This window comes from Shewanella goraebulensis (genome assembly GCF_030252245.1).
Lineage (GTDB): Bacteria > Pseudomonadota > Gammaproteobacteria > Enterobacterales > Shewanellaceae > Shewanella > Shewanella goraebulensis.
This window is the reverse complement of record NZ_CP126972.1, coordinates 3,105,600-3,126,528: the sequence shown is the minus strand read 5'-3', so window position 1 is coordinate 3,126,528 and position 20,929 is coordinate 3,105,600. Positions and strand designations below refer to the sequence as shown.

Sequence of the window (20,929 nt, the reverse complement as noted above, 5' to 3'; positions counted from 1 at the left end):
GTTAATATCAGTTATAGACATATGGATTTCATACTGGATTTCCAAACTCCGTTTGGATTAACGTCGTGGCGCTTCGCCCACACCAGAGCAAGAAGGGTGAAACTGCTCACCCCTCTTGATTCTTTATAAACCATAGTCCCAGCAGCTCCGGCGAAATTTAAACAGCAAAATTTCCAACTGAGAATCATCCAGCTTTAAACTTCGTTTGTCGTTCTAACGCGTTTGTGCCCCATTGTGTTTTAGTGAATTCTATCAATAGTGCAGGTTTTGTTGTTCATAATCTACCTATGGTGCTAAGTTCTACATCTCCCCGCGCGACTAATAAGACATACAGAGCTAAACATTTATGTATCTATCGCTAATCGATTAATGTCTTCGTTTTCCAGTACCTTTAATGGTTGTGGAGAACTGACGGAGTGGATCATTGCTCTACCCAGCGCTTCACTGGTCGTAATAGGTATTACTTTCTTTAATATTGGGAAAAAGGGGCGTAAACCGTTATATAACAGGTTGTATAAAGCTGTTTTGCTTTTTATATCTCGTTGTGGAAAAAGAGCACCAAGCCTAAACATATACGCGTCTGCAAATCCGATGTTCAGCAACATGTTTTCGGTTTTTCCTTTAACTCTGGCCCACATTACAGAGCCTTGCTCCGAGCTATCTGCCCCTGTACCACTAAGATAATTAAACGTGATTTGCGCAGAGACATTAACTAATGATGACGCTAACGCATAAGTCATCTCGTAGGTGATATGGTTGTAGTTTTGTTCGTTAATCCCCAATGATGAAATGCCCATGCAATGAAAACAAGCGTCATAGCCAGAGAGCTCGGTTTGAACCTGACTAAAATCAGAAAAGTCTGGGTGGATTAACTCTGTTATTTTAGGGTGATTCAGTGCCAATGGCGTGCGACCAATAAGCAGCACCTCTTGCACATTATCGCTTTCAAGGCATTGGTTTAATACACTTCTTCCAACCATACCTGTTGCACCCGTGATGATGACTTTCATTGTTTAATTACTCCAAGCTCTAGTGCTTTATCTGTGAGGATGACTTGAAGGTTCGCGGAGACATTCCTGTCTTGGATTTAAATAACTTAGAAAAGTGCTGTGGGTATTCAAAACCAAGATCACACGCAATTTGGCTAATGCTCAGCTTGTCCTCAAGCATTAACGATTTTGATCTCTCAATAAGGAAAAGGTGGATGTACTCCAGCGCGGTCTTTCCCGTTTCACGTTTTAGCAAGTCGCTTAAATAATAAGGCGAAAGCCCTAACTCCTGGCCGCAATATTGAACCGTTGGCACCCCTCTTTCCAAAGGTTTATTACTAAGGTAGTAGCTGTTTAAAAAAGCTTCGAATCGGCCCAAGTAATCACGGTTTAAGTCAGCCCGAACGTAAAACTGCCTGTCGTAGAATCTCACACAGTAATTAAGGAGTAGCTCGAGATTTGATAGTAATAATGACTGAGTATGGCGATCCATATTTTGCGAGTATTCAAACTCAATTTTCTCAGAGATATCTGTTGCAAGTTCAATCTCTTTGGCGGAAAGGTGCAGAGATTCATTACTTTCATAATTGAAAAAGGTGTACTGATCCATTTTCTTCCCAAGGTCTGAACGAGAGATCAGATCAGGGTGAAACGCGATTGTCCAACCTGCTGCATTCGGATCTATCTCAATGTCAGAAGCGACAGCTGATTGTCCGGGGGCAATAAATACCATTGAACCATCATTAAAGTCATAGGTGTTTCTTCCATAGTTCAAAGTGCACTCGATACCCTGTTTCAATGATATCTGATACAACTCAAAAGCGTAGGTGCTACCTGATTCCACTTTACCTTGAAACGCAGATTGAGGAATCACCGTTATCAACGGGTGCAATGGGCTAGGCAGGCCCAAATAGCGATGTAACTGGGCTATGGATTTAACAGTGTTCACTTTACTCATTGGCTATTCCTCAACTGCGTTTAGATTTAGGCAGTGTGTACTTCTGGTACAAACATGTCAGAAATGGCTTTCATCAACTGATTTTCAGACATGGATTTCTTCATTTGTAAGAATGCCTCAGCATCACTTCCTGATACGTTATGCACAGGAGTCTCTTCAGTCACACATTGGTATATTTTATCTGCGACTTCCTGAGGATCGGATTCTGTAGCACCTTGTTGGCGCATCTGCTCCATCGTTACATTCATCTTCTGAAGCATCTTATCACTGTAATCCCTAATTTGTTGGTCACCGTTAGCAAGAATTCGGTGAGGGATCGTGGTAAACAAGTTGGTCTCATAGGCCCCTGGAGCAATGACTTTTGTCTTGATGTTGAACGGGGCATATTCTAGAGCTAGGGCTTCAGTTAAGCCTTCGACAGCAAATTTAGCCGCGCTATAAACAGAAGAGTAGGGTGAACCTAAAATTCCAGCAAGGGATGAGATATTGATGATCACCCCTTCTTTTTGTTTACGCATTATTGGTAACACTTGTTGAGCAACACGCATTGGACCATAAACATTGGTATTGAATATCGCGTTGATCTCGTGTTCATCCCACTGTTCAAAAACGCCCATACCAGAAATGCCCGCATTGTTGACCAACGCATCAATGGTGCCGAATTGTTCCATGCCTACATTGATAGCGTCAGTGATGCTTTGTGGCTCAGTGACATCAAGCCTTGTCACGAGAACATTTGGAAGCTTGTTGAGCTCAGTTTCCTTTTCAGGTGAACGCATTGTTGCGATGACATTCCAGCCTTTGCTTTGAAAAAGTCGTGCTGTCAGTTTGCCAAAGCCAGTGCTGCATCCAGTAATCAGTATGGTTTTTTTGTTCATTATGTTAATCCTCATTATTCAATAATAGTTTCATTTGTAGGTAGCCAACGAGAAAGGGCTTTTGTAGTCATCTGCTGTGCTTGTGTTCGTTTTTCAGGTTTCTGTGCCTCTTGATGGTGAGGTTTCAACTTGTCTTCACAAATGTACGCGCCAGTGACGTCATCAAATTCAGATGAGATGGCCAATCTTACAATTCGGTCTGCACCAACTATGGTTGGTGAAGCCATGTAGTGCATGACATAGCTCATGACTTTTTCAGCACCTTCAAGGTGGCTGAGCAAGTTAGAGCGGATATGGCCCGGGCAAAGCGAGTTAGCGGTTACCCCTGAACCTTGCAATTGCTTTGCTAAGTCAACAGTAAACATATTCATAGAAAGCTTCGATTCCACATAGCTTTCGTCGGTATCGAAATTAACTCTTGCCTGAATGTCATCGAAATCGATTTCAGGTATAAACTCTGTATTTGTGGTGAGGTTTACGATGCGTGCCGGCGCTGACGCTTTAATGCGATCCAGAAGCAGTTCAGTAAGCAATCTTGGGCCAAAGTAATTAATAGCCCAGTTCGTTTCAAAATTGTCGTTAGTGATAACAGACTTGGTCATATTGATGCCCGCATTATTCACCAGAACATCTATCTTTGGATATTCAGAAAGAATACGCTCAGCACACGCTTTCACGCTGTCCATCGAGGCCAGATTACAAATTTTTAGGTTTATCGAACCTTGCGTATGAGCTGTTTTAATCGACTCAATCACCGCCTCTGCCTTAGTCTTATTTCGAGCGAGCAGGACAATGTTTGCGCCCATTGAACACAACATTTCAACGGCACCACGTCCAATGCCATCGGTCCCACCGGTAAATACTATGGTCTTTCCTTGAAGGTTTTTATCTCCTTTGGGAATAGCATGCTGAGGGTTAGGAGTCCTTCTTTGTGGAACGAATAACTTAAGTAGTATTCGGGTTTTGTCACTAAGTAGTGGCATATATGGTATCTCAGTAAATTAAAAACAAAGCTGTAGTACAAATTTATCAGGTGAGGTTTGAACATTCGGGAATAGAATTTATTGAATATCCAATTTGTTGTTACTCAGCCAAATTAGTAGTGTGCTTACAGGTTATTTGAGTGCGGCGGATTGTGTATCACCTGCTATGTTGATCACATTGCTGCTTATCAACCAGTTTTGATAAGCCTCATCACTCATTTGTTTTTTTAGCTCCGCAGATTGAAGGGCTGTGCCTTGCACTGTGAAATATTTGGAAAAGTAAACAATTAAATAATATGACTGAACATTGACCGTGCTATTGACCAGTAGGTCGTAGCCTTCATCCATCTCCGATAGTGCGCTGGCTAAAGCATTATCTAAATCAAACCCGATGTTGTAAGGATGGTAGCTATCGTATTTAAAAGCTTTACCTTCTAATGGAAGTTTTTCAACTTCTGTTGAGTTGGTGTTAGCTAGCACCACATTGGCAAGTTTTGTATTACTTCCCCATGTCAAAATAGAAATGCTGATTAGTGCCATAAGCACCAATGACAAGGCAATAATATATTTAGAGTTCATTGTCTTACCTTTAATAGTAATTTTTAGTTTTCTCATTGTGTTAAATGAAACTTCATCAGCGCCCATCGAGTACAACATTTCAATGGTGGGCACTTCTACTTGATTCGATGTCGAGATCATACTGAGAGATGAAACAAGAAACTTACACATTTCCCAAAATAGATCCCTCCGTTTAGGCAGCTGTTTTTGGGAAATGTATAAGTTGGCTTTTCCTTAACTTGCTAATCTCTGGAACACTAGAATTAATCAGCAATAATGCTGGAAACAATAAACATACCGCTATGGTCAACCGTGTACTCAACGGCCTTAGTCATGGTAACGGGAGGATTTATGCGTATAGCAATAAAAGTGACAGTTGGGTTGGTGGGGGCTTTGGCTGTCATAGTGGGAGCTCTGTTCTTTCATGTGAACGCCTCTTACCCGAATGTAGACTCTGAATTGCGGCTGTTTGGGTATGTTGTCGATCGTTTTACTCAAGCCGAAACTCCGGAGCAGCTGATCGCATTAGGTCGACAGGCAGAGCCAGAGAACTATGACTTAGATAAAGGGATTGTTGTAGAAGAAACCTACATCAAAGGCCGAGATGGAAACAACATTCGAGTGGTAATACTGCGTTCAGATAAATCGACTCCCGATGCTGCTGGACTCTTATATCTGCATGGTGGCGGCTATGTTATGGGGTCACCAGACTCAGCGCTAGATATACGTTTTATGTCCGACCTCATTCACACCTCAAACACCGTGATCGTTGCGCCTGCATATCGGCTTTCTCATGAGGCCCCTTACCCTGCTGCTTTAAATGACAGCTACGCCACCCTTGCATGGATGAAAGATAATGCTGCGGAGCTTGGTATCAATGACAGCCAATTGTTTATTGCAGGAGGAAGTGCTGGCGGTGGTTTAACCGCAGCGACAACCTTGTATGCTCGAGACCAAGGGAAAATTAACATCGCGTTTCAAATGCCACTCTATCCGATGTTAGACGACAGAAATAGCTCACTTTCTAATACGCAGAACACGCATTTAATTTGGAATTCGACGAAAAATCGTATGGCATGGGAGCTCTACTTAGGGGATCTGTATCAAACTGATAGTGTGCCCATTTACGCAGCCCCCTCCAGAGCAACAGATTTATCTGGATTACCACCCACCTATACTTTTGTTGGTGATCAGGACCTGTTCTATGATGAAACGATTGAATTTGTTGAGCAAATGAAAAACAATGGCGTGGCGGTTGAGTTTTACGAATATGAAGGTGGCTACCATGTGTTTGAGGTGGTCGTACCCAATGCTGATGTTAGTCAATTAGCCACTGCTCGTTTACTTGCTGCGTATAAGCATGCCTCAGAGCATTATTTCGCTGAGCAAAATTAAGAACATTGCAAAGAATGTCTTTGATTAGGGCATGTTGATCTTCGCTATACGTTTTATGTTCAGCAATACATCGGCAACCACATTAACATGAATGCCAGCGATAGTATGCTGGTATAATTCCTTTCTAGCTTGCCACATCTACTTGAAATAGCTCGATAATACTTAATCCTAGCGAAAGCATTTTCGACTAAATGGCGGTACTTATATCAGAACCAATCCATGGTACGAGATCATACGGTAGGCGATGAGATCTCTCAGGGGCACAGACTAGCCCCTCCATGGTATTTTTGTATAGAACCCAAATAATAGGAATCGCAACAATGGCTTTAGTTGAAGCGCTTGAATTCGTATAATTCGAGGACACTCAACTAAAGCAGTTTAAAGTCATTCAAGAACAATCAGGTGCAGGTGAATATACATGGCAAGAGATCTCTAGGCTTATCTGCAATACCGAATCTAATGTGAGTCTAAAGTTATCGAGCAATTGTTCTAACTCGCTTTTGTCCATAAATGAGCTTGGTATGCTCTAAAGTAGCGGCCAAACTCCTTACCACTACCAATGTTCATTTTTATAATAAATTACCGAATAAGTTTACATTCAGTTGTAATGCTATGTAATTCTATCTGTGCTTGGCACTCATTAAGCGCTCTTTCTTTGGCCTTTTGAAGTGAGCTATATGAATGTGAATAACCAATTACCTCTCGACCATCAACTCCTCTAGCTAATGCAAAAGCTTTATTTGAATCCATGTTTTTAAAATCGTGAAGCAACCTAAGTGTTTTACTTTGATAGATTTCTCTATCGAGATTTTTTTTAAAATTTGTATATTCGAAGCCCCAATATGTTTCTAAACCTTGGACTATAATACGGTCACCACTTTTCAATTGTGACCATATTGACCTTGATACGCCACAGAGCCTACCGTTTACAAAGTTGGAATAACCTTTTAAACGTATTGCCCCTGCGCAATAAGCACTACCATATGTACTACTTACATAATCGACAGTTAACTCTAAATCAACTTCTTTACTTTGGCCGGCCAAAGAAAGCAATATGTGTCCGTATCTAGCTGTAGCAAGTGGTCCAGCAACAAGTATAAAAATAAAAACTAAAAATGCCGACATTTGATGTTTTCTTCTTTCTTTTTTACTCTTATTAGAATGTAATTCTGGTGTGAATTTCAAAAATAGATATGCAGCCCCAACACCTAATATAATGTAAAGGTAATTTGAGCTTACTAACGTACTTTCATCAGAAATGATTCCTGATAAGAAAAGGCTAAATGCGATTAAAATGAGTATCGAATTACCAATAAATTGTATAATTTTTTCCATGTTATTAGCGTAACCTTTGTGAAAACTCCTTGAAGGTCACGATAAACTCCTTGTTAATTATTTACCTTCATAAACATATCATAAGAATTACTTAATAAGTGAGGGCAAGAATAAGTAGAGTGGAATTGTTTTCTATCAAACGCTTATGTTCCAAGGCTAATTAAAAACTTGATACCTCTTGATTAGGTTTAATAAATAACCGCGCCGAATCCCTATTTACTTACTTATACTAAACCTCCACGCTTTTTCCTTAATGCTTACGAAAATTCACACTATTCAAAAGTATAATCAATGCATATTTACAATTTAGGTGCACATTTTCTTATGTTTAAGGGAAAAATGAAAAAAATATTATCCGCAACCTTATTTGTCGGAATATCGTTAACGTTAGCAGCGTGTGATTGGGAAACGATATTACTTGAGGAAAGTAGTGACTCTAGTTCAATGGGCTACTATCAATTTGTTAATTTAGTCGCGCAATCTCCAGCGATTGAAATTATGGTTGAAGATGAGTCTATAGGTGAATTAGCGTTCGGTGATGCAAGCAGTATCGAACAAGTCAGTAATGACAGCTACGACTTAGAATTTAATCAAATTTTACCTAACTCCACGAATGACGAATTTACAAGTGGCGATAGTATTAGTGTATCCAAAAATAAAACCAGTACATATATTATTTATGGTGATACAGATGCGCCGTCATCGTTAACATTGACGACTGACATTTCGGATTTATACGATGAAGATTTTGATGAAGACTATGATGCAATCATTCAATTTATCAATCTATCGAACTCAGCCGCTGATATTGACGTTTACTGGTTAAACGAAGGTGAAGATTTATTAAATAAAGTCGCCGATTATACATTGGCATATGAAGCGTCAAGTGATGAAATAGAAATTGAATCAGGTAGTTACAAATTGGTACTGACTGAATCTGGCACAGATATCATTATTGCATCGACAGACGGCATAACGATAGCAGACGGGGATGCTCAAATATTTGCACTCACTAGCTATCTGATTGCTGGTTCAGACGATCACGTCAATACCATCGTCGACATTGAAACTGATGGCGGCCGTAAACTCACCAATGAAGCACAAGCAGCAAATGTGCGCTTCTTTCATGGTATTTCAGCTCCTGATTACTTAGATGTTTATCTTGATATTTATTTAACTGATGCTAGTAACGATGACGAAGCCAGCTTAATCACAAGTGCCCTAGAATTTGGTACTTTGTCTGACTCAGTTGATATTGAAATAGAAAATATTGATACGGGTGATACTCGAAACTATTACTTAATGGATAATACGACTGAAGATAAAATTGATACATTTAGTGTTGATATGCAACCAGGTAGTCGTACTCTTATCTTAACGTCTGGTGACACATCATCAGCTATTACTGTAAATGATAATGAAGAAGATCTGCGTGTTATAGATACCCATGCGAAAATTTTAGTTAGCCACAATATTAGTGATATAAAAAGTGATGCTATTGACGTTTTAATTTTAAATGATGGTGCTAATCCTGATTCTTATTCTGCTCAAATTGAACTAAGTTATATGGGTAATGATGATTATGAATTGGAAAGTGGTGATTACGATATTTATATCTACAATGCATCGACTGATGAGTTAATTATTGAAACATCGTTACGCGGTATTGAAAAAGGTGATGTGATTAATTTAATTGCAACTGACTATACCTACGGTGGCACGCCTTACGAACTGCAAACGCATATCAACAATTAAGTGAATACATGTGCTTTTTTACTTTTTGAGTAAAGAAGACCAGTAGCTAATTTAGATGGGGCTATCAACCCCATCTAGAGCTAGCATTAGCCTTGTTTGGTACTTAAATTTGTGGGGGTGATAAATAACTGGCGACAGAATAAACTTCATTGTTTTCTATCAGATTATTATGCGCCAAGGTTTAATCCCTAACTCATGTTGTCCATTGGATTAGGGCATTAACTCATTTATATTCATAGCATTTTTGCCACCGACAAACACTATCAAGTTATCACTTTGTTAGCCGCTCTAGCTCTTGAATCTGTTTTACAATGTCTTCTGCTTCTGCGGTAATCATTGAATAGGATTTAATATCGCCATTTCTTTGTGCATACATGGCTTGTTCAAGTTTAGCTTCATAAGCTTTATTGAGTTTTTTGATGGGGTCTTGCTTGAATATAGAAAACATACCAATCACTTTTTAATAGCCTTTTGCACTAGTACGTTTTTAAACAGGTTTTAGTTTTATATTTTTCAATTAATTATTATGGAAAGTTTAACAGTTGTCTTTCCAATCAGAACCCGTTGCTTGTTTCTTGCTGCTAATGTTTTATATTCAGCGAGCATGCTAGTTTCACGTATGTCGAGTTTGAGCACTTAACAGCACGATTATTAATGGCTGCTTTGCCGTAATTTCCCTTTACTGAAATCAGCCTCTCAGTTTTTTGTAGATGAATGAAGGCCGCAAATATTTGAGTCATCTTATGACTCACCTTCTGAGGAAAGTCTGTCACTCATCAATTTCCCCCCTTAAATTCCTGTTACGACAATCTAGTTATTCAATCAACGTATCTTGTTAAATTTGACTACACTAATATTAGTACGATTATTAGTACGAATATTAGTACGATTATTAGTACGATTATTAGTACGATAACTAAATCAAAGATGAGGTGTAGTCGATACTGAAAATTTAGAGTTTTGATTTTTAATGACTAAACATAAATCGTCGATTGAACACTAGCGCTGATGTTAAAATTAAAGGGGTAATATATGGATTCAATTCAAATTTCAGAATATATGGATCGCCAACCTGTGTTGTTAAAAGCCAATATGTCGTTAGCAACGGCAGTAGAACATTTGCTGACCAAAAATAAAGCGGGCGCAGCAGTGATTGATAATGATGGTCAGCTGGTGGGATTTTTGTCTCAACAAGACTGCTTATCAGTGATGCTAAAAAGCAGCTATCACTGTGACATGACTGAAACTGTTAAAGATTGCATGAAAACCGATGTCTTAACCGCTTCGCCTGAGGGCAGTATATTGCAACTGGCAGAACAAATGTTAGGGGCAAAACCGAAGATTTACCCAGTTGTAGAAGGGGCAAAGGTGGTGGGGACGATTAACCGTACTGATGTACTTAAAGCGATGAACATATATATGCAGCAATGTTATTTAACGCCTGCATAGAGGCTAAGGGTAATATCGCCAATTACCTGCAGTATAAATCTAAGTTTACCTTGTTGTTTGTTGCAAACTAATACCATTCAGTCTAGTTCCTTGCTAGGATCGCAGTTTTTGAAATACTTGCTAGGAATTAGATTTGAATTCGGACCAACACCCGCTCTCTAAAGCATACCTAAACTCTTGTTATCAAACCGATGCGGCTAGAATTCGTCGTAGGTTGTTTCAGTTAAAAAAAGAGCCTCAGTCTGAAAAGAAAGATCAAGTCCTTGCTAAGTTGTCAGAACAAGCGGTTAACGCTTACGATAAAGCGCAATACCGACTAAATAATATTCCTCAAGTTAGCTACCCAGACTCCTTGCCGGTATCGCAAAAACGTAATGATATTGCCTCTGCCATTGCGACCAACCAAGTGGTGATTGTGGCGGGTGAGACTGGCTCAGGTAAAACCACTCAGTTACCTAAAATTTGCTTAGAGTTAGGGCTAGGAACGCGCGGTTTAATTGGTCACACTCAACCAAGACGACTTGCAGCTCGAAGTGTGGCAAACCGCGTTGCGGAAGAAATTAACAGTCCACTAGGTGAAGTTGTCGGCTTTAAAGTCCGATTTGCCGATGCGATAAGTCCAGACAGTTATATCAAGCTGATGACAGATGGTATTTTACTGGCTGAACTGACATCAGATAAGTTTTTAAATCAATATGATGCGATCATTATCGATGAAGCGCACGAACGAAGCTTAAATATTGATTTTATTTTAGGTTACCTTAAGCAAGTTCTAAAAAAACGTCCTGATTTAAAAGTGATTATTACCTCGGCAACCATTGATGTTGAACGCTTTTCAAAACACTTTAACAATGCACCAGTCATTGAAGTATCAGGCCGAACCTTCCCAGTAGAAACTCGCTACCGTCCATTAGTACGAGATACCGATGCTGATTTAGATGTCAGTGATGGGATTTTCTCTGCAGTGGATGAGTTAATGGCCGAAGGGCCTGGCGATATTTTGATTTTCATGAATGGTGAGCGCGAAATTCGTGATACAGCTGAAATGTTGCGTAAACAAAAATATCGCGATACAGAAATCTTGCCGTTATATGCACGGCTATCTTATGGTGAACAGTCAAAAGTATTTAAAAGTCATATTGGCCGCAGAATTGTATTAGCCACCAACGTGGCTGAAACGTCATTAACCGTGCCGGGGATTCGTTATGTTATTGATCCTGGTACCGCGCGTATTAGTCGTTATAGTTATCGCACCAAAGTACAACGTTTACCGATAGAGCCTATTTCACAAGCCAGTGCTAATCAGCGACAAGGTCGTTGTGGTCGTGTTGCTGCAGGTATATGTATTCGTTTATATGACGAAATGGATTTTAATCAGCGTCCTGAGTTTACCGATCCTGAGATCCTTCGTACTAATTTAGCCTCGGTTATCCTGCAAATGTTGGCTATTGGTCTTGGTGATATTGCAGGGTTCCCATTTATTCAGCCACCTGATCAAAAGCATATTCGTGATGGTTTTTTACTACTGGAAGAGCTGCAAGCTGTTAAACAAAAACGCAAAGACTTAGTGCTGACAAACCTAGGCCGTGATTTAGCTAAAATTCCATTAGATCCTCGTTTGGCGAGAATGGTACTTGAAGCAAAAGATATGAGCTGTTTGCACGAAGTGATGGTGATTGCCTCAGGTTTATCGATCCAAGACCCGCGTGAAAGGCCGATTGAAAAGAAGCAAGCCGCTGATGAATGTCATCGCAGATATGCCGATAAAGACTCAGATTTTGTCAGTTGGGTAAATCTGTGGAATTACTTAAAAGAGCAAAAAAGCGAATTATCAGCCAGTCAGTTCAGAAAACAATGCCGAGAAGAGTATTTAGCCTATTTACGAGTACGTGAATGGCAGGATTTATATACTCAAATTAAACAAGCTGTACATGACTTAAAGTGGCGGTTAAATGATTCACCAGCAAGCTATGATAATTTACACAAAGCCCTACTGTCAGGCTTGCTGAGCCATATTGGTTTTAAAGATGCTAATAACGAATATCTAGGTGCGCGTAATCGTAAGTTCTTTGTGTTTCCAGGCTCTCCTTTAGCGAAAAAAGGCCCTAAGTGGATCATGGCTGCGGAGTTGACTGAAACCTCGCGGTTATTTGCCCGTTGCTGTGCCAAAATTCAACCAGAGTGGTTAGAGCCGTTAGCGGCACATTTGATTAAGAAAAATCATCTAGAACCGCACTTTGAAGCAAAGCCTGCTAGTGTTATCGCCTTTGAAAATCAAGTGCTATATGGCCTAACTGTGGTTAATCGCCGCCGAGTGCAATATGGGCCTATTGATCCCGTTGAGGCTCGTGAAATCTTTATTCGCAGCGCGTTAGCAGAAGGGCAGTTACAAACAAAAGAGCCTTTCTTTATTAAAAATCAGCAACTGCTGAATGATATTGAGTCGTTAGAGCATAAGTCTCGTCGACGCGATATCTTGGTTGATGAGCAAGTGTTGGTAGACTTTTACGACCCGTTAGTTCCACAAGGCATTTATAACGCGCCGCTGTTTTTTAAATGGTGGAAAGTCGCTCGTAAAGATAATCCTGAGTTACTGGACTTCAATCAAGACTTATTGATGCAACGCAGTGCTGATCATATTTCGGCATTGGACTTTCCTGAAGTGTGGCATAAAGCTAATTTGGGTCTGCAAGTGAGTTATCACTTCGAGCCTGCCGCAGAAGATGATGGTGTTTCGGTTCATATACCTGTGGCCTTGATTAACCAAATTGATACGGATGATTTTGATTGGTTAGTTCCAGGGCTTAGAGAAGAAAAGGTCGTAGCGCTGATTAAGTCATTACCTAAAAATCTACGTCGCAATTTTGTGCCAGCACCTGATTATGCCCGCGCTTGTGTGCAAGCGATGGAACCGTTTACTATGCCGCTACTTGATGCTATGTGTAAGCAGTTACTTCGTATGACAGGTACACGTATCAGTGGGGATGATTTTGATTTAACCCAGTTAAGTGCTCACTTAGCCGTTAATTTTAAGATTGAAGATGACAAACATCGTCTGGTGGATCAAGGTCGCGATTTAGATACCCTAAAAGACAAACTTCAAGGGGTTGTTGCAAAAGCGATTCGTAATGTGGCTGAGGATGGTATTGAAAAGAAAGAAATCACCACTTGGTCATTTGGTGATTTACCTAAGCAATATCAAAAGCGTAAAGGCAATTACGAAGTTAAAGCTTATCCAGCGTTAATTGATGAAAAAGATCAAGTCTCTATTAAATTGTTTGATGACGAATTTGAAGCAGAACGTCAGCACCGAATAGGTTTACGTCGCTTACTGCTCATCAATATCCCGTCACCAGTTAAACACTTACAAAAAGCGCTGCCTAATAAGGCTAAGCTTGCAATGTACTTTAATCCTTTCGGTCAAGTACAACTGCTGATTGACGATATTATTTCAGCTTCGGTTCAGCAATTGTTAGATGAGAAAAAGCTTGATGTGCGTAACGAAGCACAGTTTGAACAAGCTAAAGACTGGGTAAGACAAGAACTTAACGGTTATGCAGAGCAAATTTCGTTGCAAGTCGAGCAAGTTCTAACGATTTATCAACGTATTAAAAAACGCTTAAAAGGTAAAATCAGTTTAGATATCGCTTTCGCCATGAGTGACATTAATAACCAGCTTGATAAATTAGTATTTAAAGGCTTTGTAGAACACTGTGGTTGGAGCCGTCTTGCTGATGTAGCACGTTACTTGAAAGCAATTGAAAACCGCTTAGATAAGCTGCCAGTTGATCCAACGCGTGACCGTTTGCATATGCAAAGCATTGCTAAGGTGAGTGATTTATTAGCCGCTCAACTTGCTAAAGTACCTAAAATGCAACCTATACCAGAGTCATTGGTTGAAGCGCGCTGGATGATAGAAGAATACCGAGTATCGTGTTTTGCACAGGTGCTAGGTACAGCTTATCCAATTTCAGAAAAACGGATTGTGATGCATATAAACCAAGTGTAAGAGCTCACCTCGAGTCTTTTGGCTAAAGAATTGGCTAAACAAAATAAGCTAATAAGGATAGGTTTAAAAAATATAGCGAGTGATATCTAAGTCGGTATCACTCGCTTTTTTATCATCTTAAAATTAGTCGGCATATGTGATTAGCTTGTATTGTGAGATAGCTAAATGTGACATTAATATGCTGCACTCGTGATCTTTTTTGTAAGACTTACAGTTTTACCTTGCTAAAAAGCACTATTAAACGAGTTATTTACTAAACTCACATACATTTCTGAAAGTTTTTTGTAATTATTGGTTGGGTTGAAACTATTTGCTTGGTATAATCAATAACAAGAAGTAATGATGGCTACTGCTTCTCTGTAAAGGAAAATGTCACCCCCTATATAATAGACATTCCTTACCCCCTACAAAACGACCTTAGGTTGATAGGAGTTACTATGGAAGTTCATGAATATGAAAATGCTTATTATCAAGTAAAAGATGACGTTCTAGAGTCACTACCTACTGAAGAAGAATAAGTAGATTGAACTAATACTATTAGCTCTTTCTCAAGCATAAAAAAAGCAGCCTTAGCTGCTTTTTTTATGTCTACAATTTAGGTGCTATTAAAGTGAGAAATTGTCGCGCAAGGTTACAAGTCAATACGGCCTTTCTCCGTGAGTACTTCAACAATCGTCCAACGCTTACCATTTTTTACTAATTTGATGGTGCGATCATCTACCCAAGGGCTTCCACCTCGTAAGCCTTCGATTTTCACTTTTACATCGACTTCATCGGTGAACTTACGAAAGAAGTCAATATCAATATCATCAATACTCATATTGACATCAGTCATGGATAAGCCCAATACATGACGCTGAACAGCGGATGCAATATGGTAGTGTGACATAACTTCCTGCAATTCAGGGCTGACGAACACTTTGGCTTTTTGCACATCTCGATCGACGTAGATAGCTTTAAAGAAACCAATGGATACTTGTTCAGGGCTTAATGCTTTTTCTAACCGACCCTGCTGATTCTCTTCTGCTGGGCTGCAGGCAGTAAGGAGTAAAACACTAATAATGACAATAATTTTATGCATAGTAGTTAAGTTTCTTATGATGATAGACCAGTATCGCTATTTCAATTAGCAGACACAAGCAACTAACTGTTATTAGCAATTTTGGCATAAAGACCTTGACTGTAAATAGGACTCGTGGCATATCTTACTATATAGTCTAAAATAAGTATTAATAACTATTCTGAACTTGCTCGTAGAGTTTAGTGGATAACTTTGGGTTATCCACAAAATCTGTGGACAACTTTGTTGAATACTATTAGCCTTGTTTGTAACTTAATGATAATTAATGTTTTTAAGTGCTGGTCAAAAAGTGACACCCTTCATTTGTCTTGTGTAAATTTCTATTTTTATCTGAAAATATATCCTTTTCTCTCGTCTGTACTACTTGCAATTCAATAAAAAATACTTTTCAAATACGATTATTAACACAATTTAATAAAGTGTTTTTAATCCTATTGAAGTGGAGTAATGAAGAGCCATTTTTGTTGTGCACCTAGTTTGTTCTCTAAATTAACTGTAATTCTGGTTAGTACAGCTTGTTAGAATTTGCAGTTAATTAATCACAAATCATGCTATTGATAATCGCTCAGTTTCTGAGCTTGATTTTCAGCCAATAAAAAAGCACAGACGCGTAAGCGAAAGTGCTTTTTTGTTTTCTATTATTAACCGAGTAATAAATAGGCTGTGAATGACCGTTTAAGGCTGTTCGTTTTGCGCCGCTTGAATTGCTGTAAGTGCAATGGTGTAAACGATATCATCGACTAAAGCGCCGCGTGATAAATCGTTTACTGGCTTGCGCATACCTTGCAGCATTGGACCAATACTGATGAGATCTGCACTACGCTGTACCGCTTTGTATGTTGTATTACCCGTGTTTAAGTCTGGGAATACAAATACTGTTGCTTTACCTGCTACTGGGCTGTCTGGCGCTTTAGAGCGAGCAACGTTTTCCATTACAGCAGCATCATATTGCAGTGGTCCGTCGATGACTAAGTCAGGACGTTTCTCTTGTGCAATTCGCGTAGCTTCACGCACTTTATCAACATCCGAACCTGTACCTGAAGTACCTGTTGAATAACTGATCATTGCTACACGTGGCTCAATACCAAATGCCGCAGCAGACTCTGCTGATTGAATGGCGATATCAGCAAGTTGCTCAGGGTTTGGATCTGGGTTAATTGCGCAGTCACCGTATACTAAGACTTGATCAGGCATCAACATGAAGAAGATAGAAGATACTAAGCTTGAACCCGGAGCCGTTTTAATTAATTGCAGTGGAGGACGAATTGTATTGGCTGTGGTGTTTACCGCACCAGATACAATACCGTCGACTTCGTCTTGAGCTAACATCATAGTACCTAATACCATGTTGTCTTCTAACTGCTCTTTAGCAACGACTTCAGTTAAGCCTTTGTGGCGACGTAAATCTAGCATGCCTTCCACATAACGGTCACGGGCTTGCAGTGGGTCAATGATTTGCACACCTTCACCGAGTACGACATCTTGAGATGATGCGATACGTAAGATTTCTTCAACGTTACCTAAAAGCACACAACGGGCAATGCCACGCTCTGCACAAATAGAGGCAGCTTTGATTGTTCTTGGCTCTTCACCTTCTGGTAATACAATGGTTTTCTTCGCGGCGCGTGCAAGCTCAGTCAGTTTGTATCTGAATGCTGGTGGCGATAAACGGTGCTCACGTGGAGAGTTTTGAGTAACACTCTCAATCCAGCTTTGGTCAATGTGGCTAGCGACAAACTCTTGTACGCTATCGATACGTACAGCATCATCAACTGGCACTTCATGATCAAAACGTTGAATATTAAGTGATGTTTGCCATGTGTTACTGTCGATTAAAAATACAGGTAGACCTGTTTCAAAAGCGCGTTCACACAAAGCCATGATTTCAGGCTCAGGCTCATAACCACCAGTTAGCAGCAATGCACCGATTTTTACGCCATTCATTGCAGCAAGACAGGCCGAGACAATCACATCTGAGCGATCGCCAGAAGTGACTAGTAAAGAGTTAGTGCGAATATGGGTAACCATATTTGGAATACTACGGGCACAGAAGGTCACTTTACGTAGGCGGCGAATGTTCATCTCACCAGCGTTAATGATTTTAGCATTTAAATGCTTGGCTAAATCAGACGCGCGAGGTGACACTAAATCAAGGTTATAAGGCACACTACCTAAGATACGCAGTGGGCTTTTACCTGGAAGTTGGAACATGGCTGAAGTATCGTTAGTCGATGCCTCGGCATGATCAAATACTTCTGATAAATCAGGACGTGCACGGCCTTCATCATCGACAGGTGCACCAATCTTATTGATGATTGAGCCAATAAGACGTTTATTTTTGTGTCCACCCCAAGAGTTGTAAGCGATTTCTAAGCGATTCATTAATCCGTTAGGTGTATCGTTACCAGGTGTGGCAATGAAAATCACATCGGCATCAAGTGCTTTGGCAATTTCAAAGTTGATGTCGTCTGAGAATGGGTGAGTGCGAGTTGGCACTAAACCTTCGATAACGATGGTTTCTGTGTTGGCAGCACATTCGCTAGCACGAGCAATAATTTGCTCCATTAACACGTCAATTTGCTCTGAGCGAATTAAGTTTTCAGCATGTTCCATTGAAAATGGCTCAAGCGGATTAACGGTTGGCGAATGGCTTAATATAGTGGTTGAACGTTCAGGACCGTTATCACCATTGCGAATTTGCGCAATCGGCTTAAAGAACTGTACTTTAACGCCTTTGCGTTCAAGTGCGCGTACCATCCCAAGACTCAGCGAGGTTAAACCTACACCTGTACCAATTGGGATTAACATAATATTACGAGACATAGAAACCTCTATAAATAGCGTAAATAAAGCCCGCTAAGCAGGCTTTACGTAGGGCAATGGTGATTAACCTTTGATGAGCTTAATGGCATCTTCAGCGATAACCCATTCTTCATTAGTAGGGATAACCATCGCCACTGTACTGCCTTCTTCTGTGATCACGCCTTCTTTACCGAAACGTGCAGCAAGGTTTTTTTCTTCATTAACATTGAAATTAAAGATAGCCAGCATTTCTAGTACTTTTGCACGGATGATGTCAGAGTTTTCACCGATACCACCTGTGAACACAACGGCATCTAAACGTCCTAAAGGCACAGTGTAAGAAGCAATATACTTGGCTAAACGGTAGCAGAAGATCTCTAATGCTAATGTCGCGCCTTTATGGCCATCTTTATAACCGTCTTCAATACCACGGCAGTCATTTGTTAGTTCAGATATCCCTAACAAACCACTTTGTTTGTTGAGTAAGTTGTTGACTTCATCGATGGTGTAACCAAGTTGGTTCACTAGGTGATAGATGATTGAAGGGTCCATATCGCCACAGCGTGTACCCATAACTAAGCCTTCTAATGGCGTTAAACCCATTGAAGTATCAACACTTTTTCCGCCTTTAACGGCAGTTACAGAAGCGCCATTACCTAAATGTGCAACAATCACATTAGTATCAGCTACGTCTTGATTAAGCACTTTTGCGGCTTCACGGCTAACAAATAAGTGACTAGTCCCGTGCATACCGTAGCGACGAATGCCGTGTTCGCGGTATAGCTTGTAAGGTAGTGCGTAGATATAAGCGTGCTCTGGCATCGTTTGGTGGAATGCAGTATCAAATACAGCAACTTGTGGTAGAGCAGGGAAAGAAGCCATTGCTGCACGAATACCAATTAGATGCGCTGGGTTATGAAGTGGTGCTAGTGATGCACAGTCTTCAATACCAGTAATAACGTCTTCGTTAATGATCACTGAGCGAGAGTATTTTTCGCCGCCATGAACAATACGGTGACCAATTGCTTGGATTTGAGCCGCTAATTCTGGCTGATCAGCAAGAATATTGTTAACTATGTATTCAACAGCTTCACGGTGAGCGGTAAATGCGCCTAATTTGGCTTCATTTTTTGCGCCGTTAACTTTCCATTTGATGCGTGAATCTTCTAAACCGAAGCATTCTGCAAGTCCTGATATGTGATCATCACCTGAAACAGCATCAATTACAGCGAATTTTAAAGAAGAGCTACCGCAGTTGAGTACTAGTACGAGTTTTTCTGACATGTTGAGACCTTTTAGTCTGATAGTGCAAAATTTAAATCGACGTGAAATGTGTTATTTCAACTATCAATCATAGTTAATTAATTACTAAACAACCGATAAATTTACCGTAAATTTGGGGCTAATTATCGCTGTGTGCTATTGTGCATATATCTTTCAAATCTTGTAGGGCGTAACGTTGAGCGTAAAAGTCTTCAAAATCATTGGCGATGGTCGACGTTATATGAAAACCTGGCCTATGGTTCGACAACTTGGGTTTTATTTCCCTGAATACCGTGTCGTTAGGGCAACCCATTTAGGCATTATGTTTATGCCATTTTTTGCTATCTTGGCTGCAATTAGCCAAGTGTATGTCAACGGCTGGGCATTTTTACCTCAAGCCATCGCCATACTATTGTTCTTTATCAGTTTGCCTATTCAAGGCCTGTTATGGCTGGGATTACGTGCTAAACACCCTTTGCCGATAACACTATTTGATTGGACTAACCAGCTCACTACTAAAATGAGTTCCATGGGCATAACCTGCCAACCTCTAGGGGCTAAAGCGTGTTATTTAGATATGGCACTTATTTTAAAAATGGCGTTCGAACGTTTGGATAAAAGTTACTGGGAACAGCTTTAGTAAGCTGCTTTTAATAATCTGCTTTTATGCCACGTTCAGTGAATACCGCTTTAATGGCTTCCATTGTTTCTTTGCTTGGTGGTTTGGTGTCGATTAACGAATATGTTTCACCGAACGCTTCCCACTTGTGAGTGCCTAACTGGTGATAAGGTAGTAACTCTACCTTTTCAACATTCTTCATTGGTTCAATAAAGTCTGCTAATGCTTTAGCTGAAGCAAGATCTTCAGTAAAACCATCGACAACCACATATCTGACCCAAGTTTTTTGATTACGCTTTGCTAAGTATTCGGCAAATTGAAGCGTGCGTTGATTACTGACCTTAGTTAAATCGATGTGCTTGGCATCATCCATTTGTTTTATGTCGAGTAATACTAAGTCGGTATTATCGAGTAACTCATCAATCACAGGTGAGTATTTGCGGACAAAACCATTGGTGTCGAGGCAGGTATGTAAATCATTTTCTTTACAAGCTTTGAAAAGCTCAGCGACAAACTCAGCTTGAAGAATGGCTTCTCCACCTGTTGCTGTCACACCACCCGATTTGAGGAAAGGTTTGTAACCGATGATTTGGCTCATAAGCTCATCAACAGTGACTTCTTTACCGCCGTCTAAATCCCAAGTATCACGGTTATGGCAATACTGACATTTCATTAAGCAACCCTGCATAAACGCAACATAGCGGATACCAGGACCGTCAACGGTACCAAAGGATTCAATAGAGTGGATACGACCTGTGGTCATGGGCTCTCCAAACAAGCAAAAAAAAAATGGTTGCACTAACTAAATGTTATGGACGCATAACGGTATATTAGTACAACCAATTTTAACAAGTA

17 protein-coding genes and 1 pseudogene are annotated in these 20,929 nt (G+C 40.1%); 5 read left to right on the top strand and 13 right to left on the bottom strand.

Annotated features, from left to right (window positions below):
* Nucleotides 1-344 precede the first annotated feature (344 nt).
* From QPX86_RS13150 to QPX86_RS13125, 6 genes are all read right to left on the bottom strand, one after another.
* Nucleotides 345-1,010: an NAD-dependent epimerase/dehydratase family protein gene (locus QPX86_RS13150; protein WP_285162958.1), complete on the bottom strand. Its 666-nt coding sequence runs from the start codon at nt 1,008-1,010 to the stop codon at nt 345-347.
* 19 nt (nt 1,011-1,029) lie between these two features.
* Entirely contained in the window at nt 1,030-1,947 is a 918-nt protein-coding gene (locus QPX86_RS13145) for a helix-turn-helix domain-containing protein (RefSeq protein ID WP_285162957.1), read from the bottom strand.
* A 26-nt stretch (nt 1,948-1,973) separates the two neighbouring features.
* On the bottom strand, nt 1,974-2,825 hold the full coding sequence (locus tag QPX86_RS13140; protein ID WP_285162956.1) for an SDR family oxidoreductase: 852 nt from the start codon (nt 2,823-2,825) through the stop codon (nt 1,974-1,976).
* Between the two features lie 14 nt (nt 2,826-2,839).
* Nucleotides 2,840-3,808: an SDR family NAD(P)-dependent oxidoreductase gene (locus tag QPX86_RS13135; protein WP_285162955.1), complete on the bottom strand. Its 969-nt coding sequence runs from the start codon at nt 3,806-3,808 to the stop codon at nt 2,840-2,842.
* Nucleotides 3,809-3,940: 132 nt separating this feature from the next.
* Nucleotides 3,941-4,453: a hypothetical protein gene (locus QPX86_RS13130; protein WP_160178543.1), complete on the bottom strand. Its 513-nt coding sequence runs from the start codon at nt 4,451-4,453 to the stop codon at nt 3,941-3,943.
* A gap of 176 nt (nt 4,454-4,629) precedes the next feature.
* Nucleotides 4,630-4,770, bottom strand: coding sequence for a hypothetical protein (locus tag QPX86_RS13125; protein WP_285162954.1), 141 nt, complete (start codon nt 4,768-4,770; stop codon nt 4,630-4,632).
* Nucleotides 4,771-4,825: 55 nt separating this feature from the next.
* On the opposite strand from QPX86_RS13125, the gene QPX86_RS13120 reads away from it, so the two are divergent.
* Entirely contained in the window at nt 4,826-5,761 is a 936-nt protein-coding gene (locus QPX86_RS13120) for an alpha/beta hydrolase (protein WP_285162953.1), read from the top strand.
* Between the two features lie 59 nt (nt 5,762-5,820).
* On the opposite strand, the pseudogene QPX86_RS13115 reads toward QPX86_RS13120, so the two are convergent.
* Nucleotides 5,821-5,967, bottom strand: a pseudogene (locus tag QPX86_RS13115) (IS5/IS1182 family transposase); the annotation flags it as partial.
* A gap of 373 nt (nt 5,968-6,340) precedes the next feature.
* The gene (locus tag QPX86_RS13110) at nt 6,341-7,096 is read right to left on the bottom strand and encodes a hypothetical protein (RefSeq protein ID WP_285162952.1); all 756 of its coding nucleotides are present in this window, start codon (nt 7,094-7,096) and stop codon (nt 6,341-6,343) included.
* Nucleotides 7,097-7,435: 339 nt separating this feature from the next.
* Here QPX86_RS13110 and QPX86_RS13105 point away from each other — a divergent pair, with 339 nt between their 5' ends.
* Nucleotides 7,436-8,851 (top strand): DUF4397 domain-containing protein, encoded by a 1,416-nt coding sequence (locus QPX86_RS13105; RefSeq protein WP_285162951.1) that lies wholly within the window; start codon nt 7,436-7,438, stop codon nt 8,849-8,851.
* A 271-nt stretch (nt 8,852-9,122) separates the two neighbouring features.
* Here the strand turns inward: QPX86_RS13105 and QPX86_RS13100 are convergent, their stop codons facing one another.
* On the bottom strand, nt 9,123-9,299 hold the full coding sequence (locus QPX86_RS13100) for a DUF6435 family protein (protein WP_285162950.1): 177 nt from the start codon (nt 9,297-9,299) through the stop codon (nt 9,123-9,125).
* 584 nt (nt 9,300-9,883) lie between these two features.
* Between QPX86_RS13100 and QPX86_RS13095 the strand changes: the two genes are divergently transcribed.
* Both QPX86_RS13095 and hrpA read left to right on the top strand, forming a co-directional pair.
* Nucleotides 9,884-10,300: a CBS domain-containing protein gene (locus QPX86_RS13095; RefSeq protein WP_220755435.1), complete on the top strand. Its 417-nt coding sequence runs from the start codon at nt 9,884-9,886 to the stop codon at nt 10,298-10,300.
* A 133-nt stretch (nt 10,301-10,433) separates the two neighbouring features.
* A complete protein-coding gene (gene hrpA / locus QPX86_RS13090; RefSeq protein ID WP_285162949.1) occupies nt 10,434-14,309 on the top strand; it encodes an ATP-dependent RNA helicase HrpA in 3,876 nt (1,291 codons plus the stop codon).
* A gap of 631 nt (nt 14,310-14,940) precedes the next feature.
* Here the strand turns inward: hrpA and QPX86_RS13085 are convergent.
* The 3 genes from QPX86_RS13085 to ackA form a co-directional block, all read right to left on the bottom strand.
* Complete coding sequence (locus QPX86_RS13085) at nt 14,941-15,390, bottom strand: hypothetical protein (RefSeq protein WP_220755437.1); 450 nt, start codon at nt 15,388-15,390, stop codon at nt 14,941-14,943.
* A gap of 675 nt (nt 15,391-16,065) precedes the next feature.
* Nucleotides 16,066-18,213: a phosphate acetyltransferase gene (gene pta, locus QPX86_RS13080; RefSeq protein WP_285162948.1), complete on the bottom strand. Its 2,148-nt coding sequence runs from the start codon at nt 18,211-18,213 to the stop codon at nt 16,066-16,068.
* Nucleotides 18,214-18,276: 63 nt separating this feature from the next.
* Nucleotides 18,277-19,476, bottom strand: a complete 1,200-nt coding sequence (gene ackA, locus QPX86_RS13075) for an acetate kinase (RefSeq protein ID WP_220755439.1) — start codon at nt 19,474-19,476, stop codon at nt 18,277-18,279.
* A gap of 175 nt (nt 19,477-19,651) precedes the next feature.
* On the opposite strand from ackA, the gene yfbV reads away from it, so the two are divergent.
* Complete coding sequence (gene yfbV, locus QPX86_RS13070) at nt 19,652-20,095, top strand: terminus macrodomain insulation protein YfbV (RefSeq protein ID WP_285162947.1); 444 nt, start codon at nt 19,652-19,654, stop codon at nt 20,093-20,095.
* A 10-nt stretch (nt 20,096-20,105) separates the two neighbouring features.
* On the opposite strand, the gene pflA is transcribed toward yfbV, so the two are convergent.
* Nucleotides 20,106-20,837 (bottom strand): pyruvate formate lyase 1-activating protein, encoded by a 732-nt coding sequence (pflA, locus tag QPX86_RS13065; protein WP_285162946.1) that lies wholly within the window; start codon nt 20,835-20,837, stop codon nt 20,106-20,108.
* Nucleotides 20,838-20,929 lie beyond the last annotated feature (92 nt).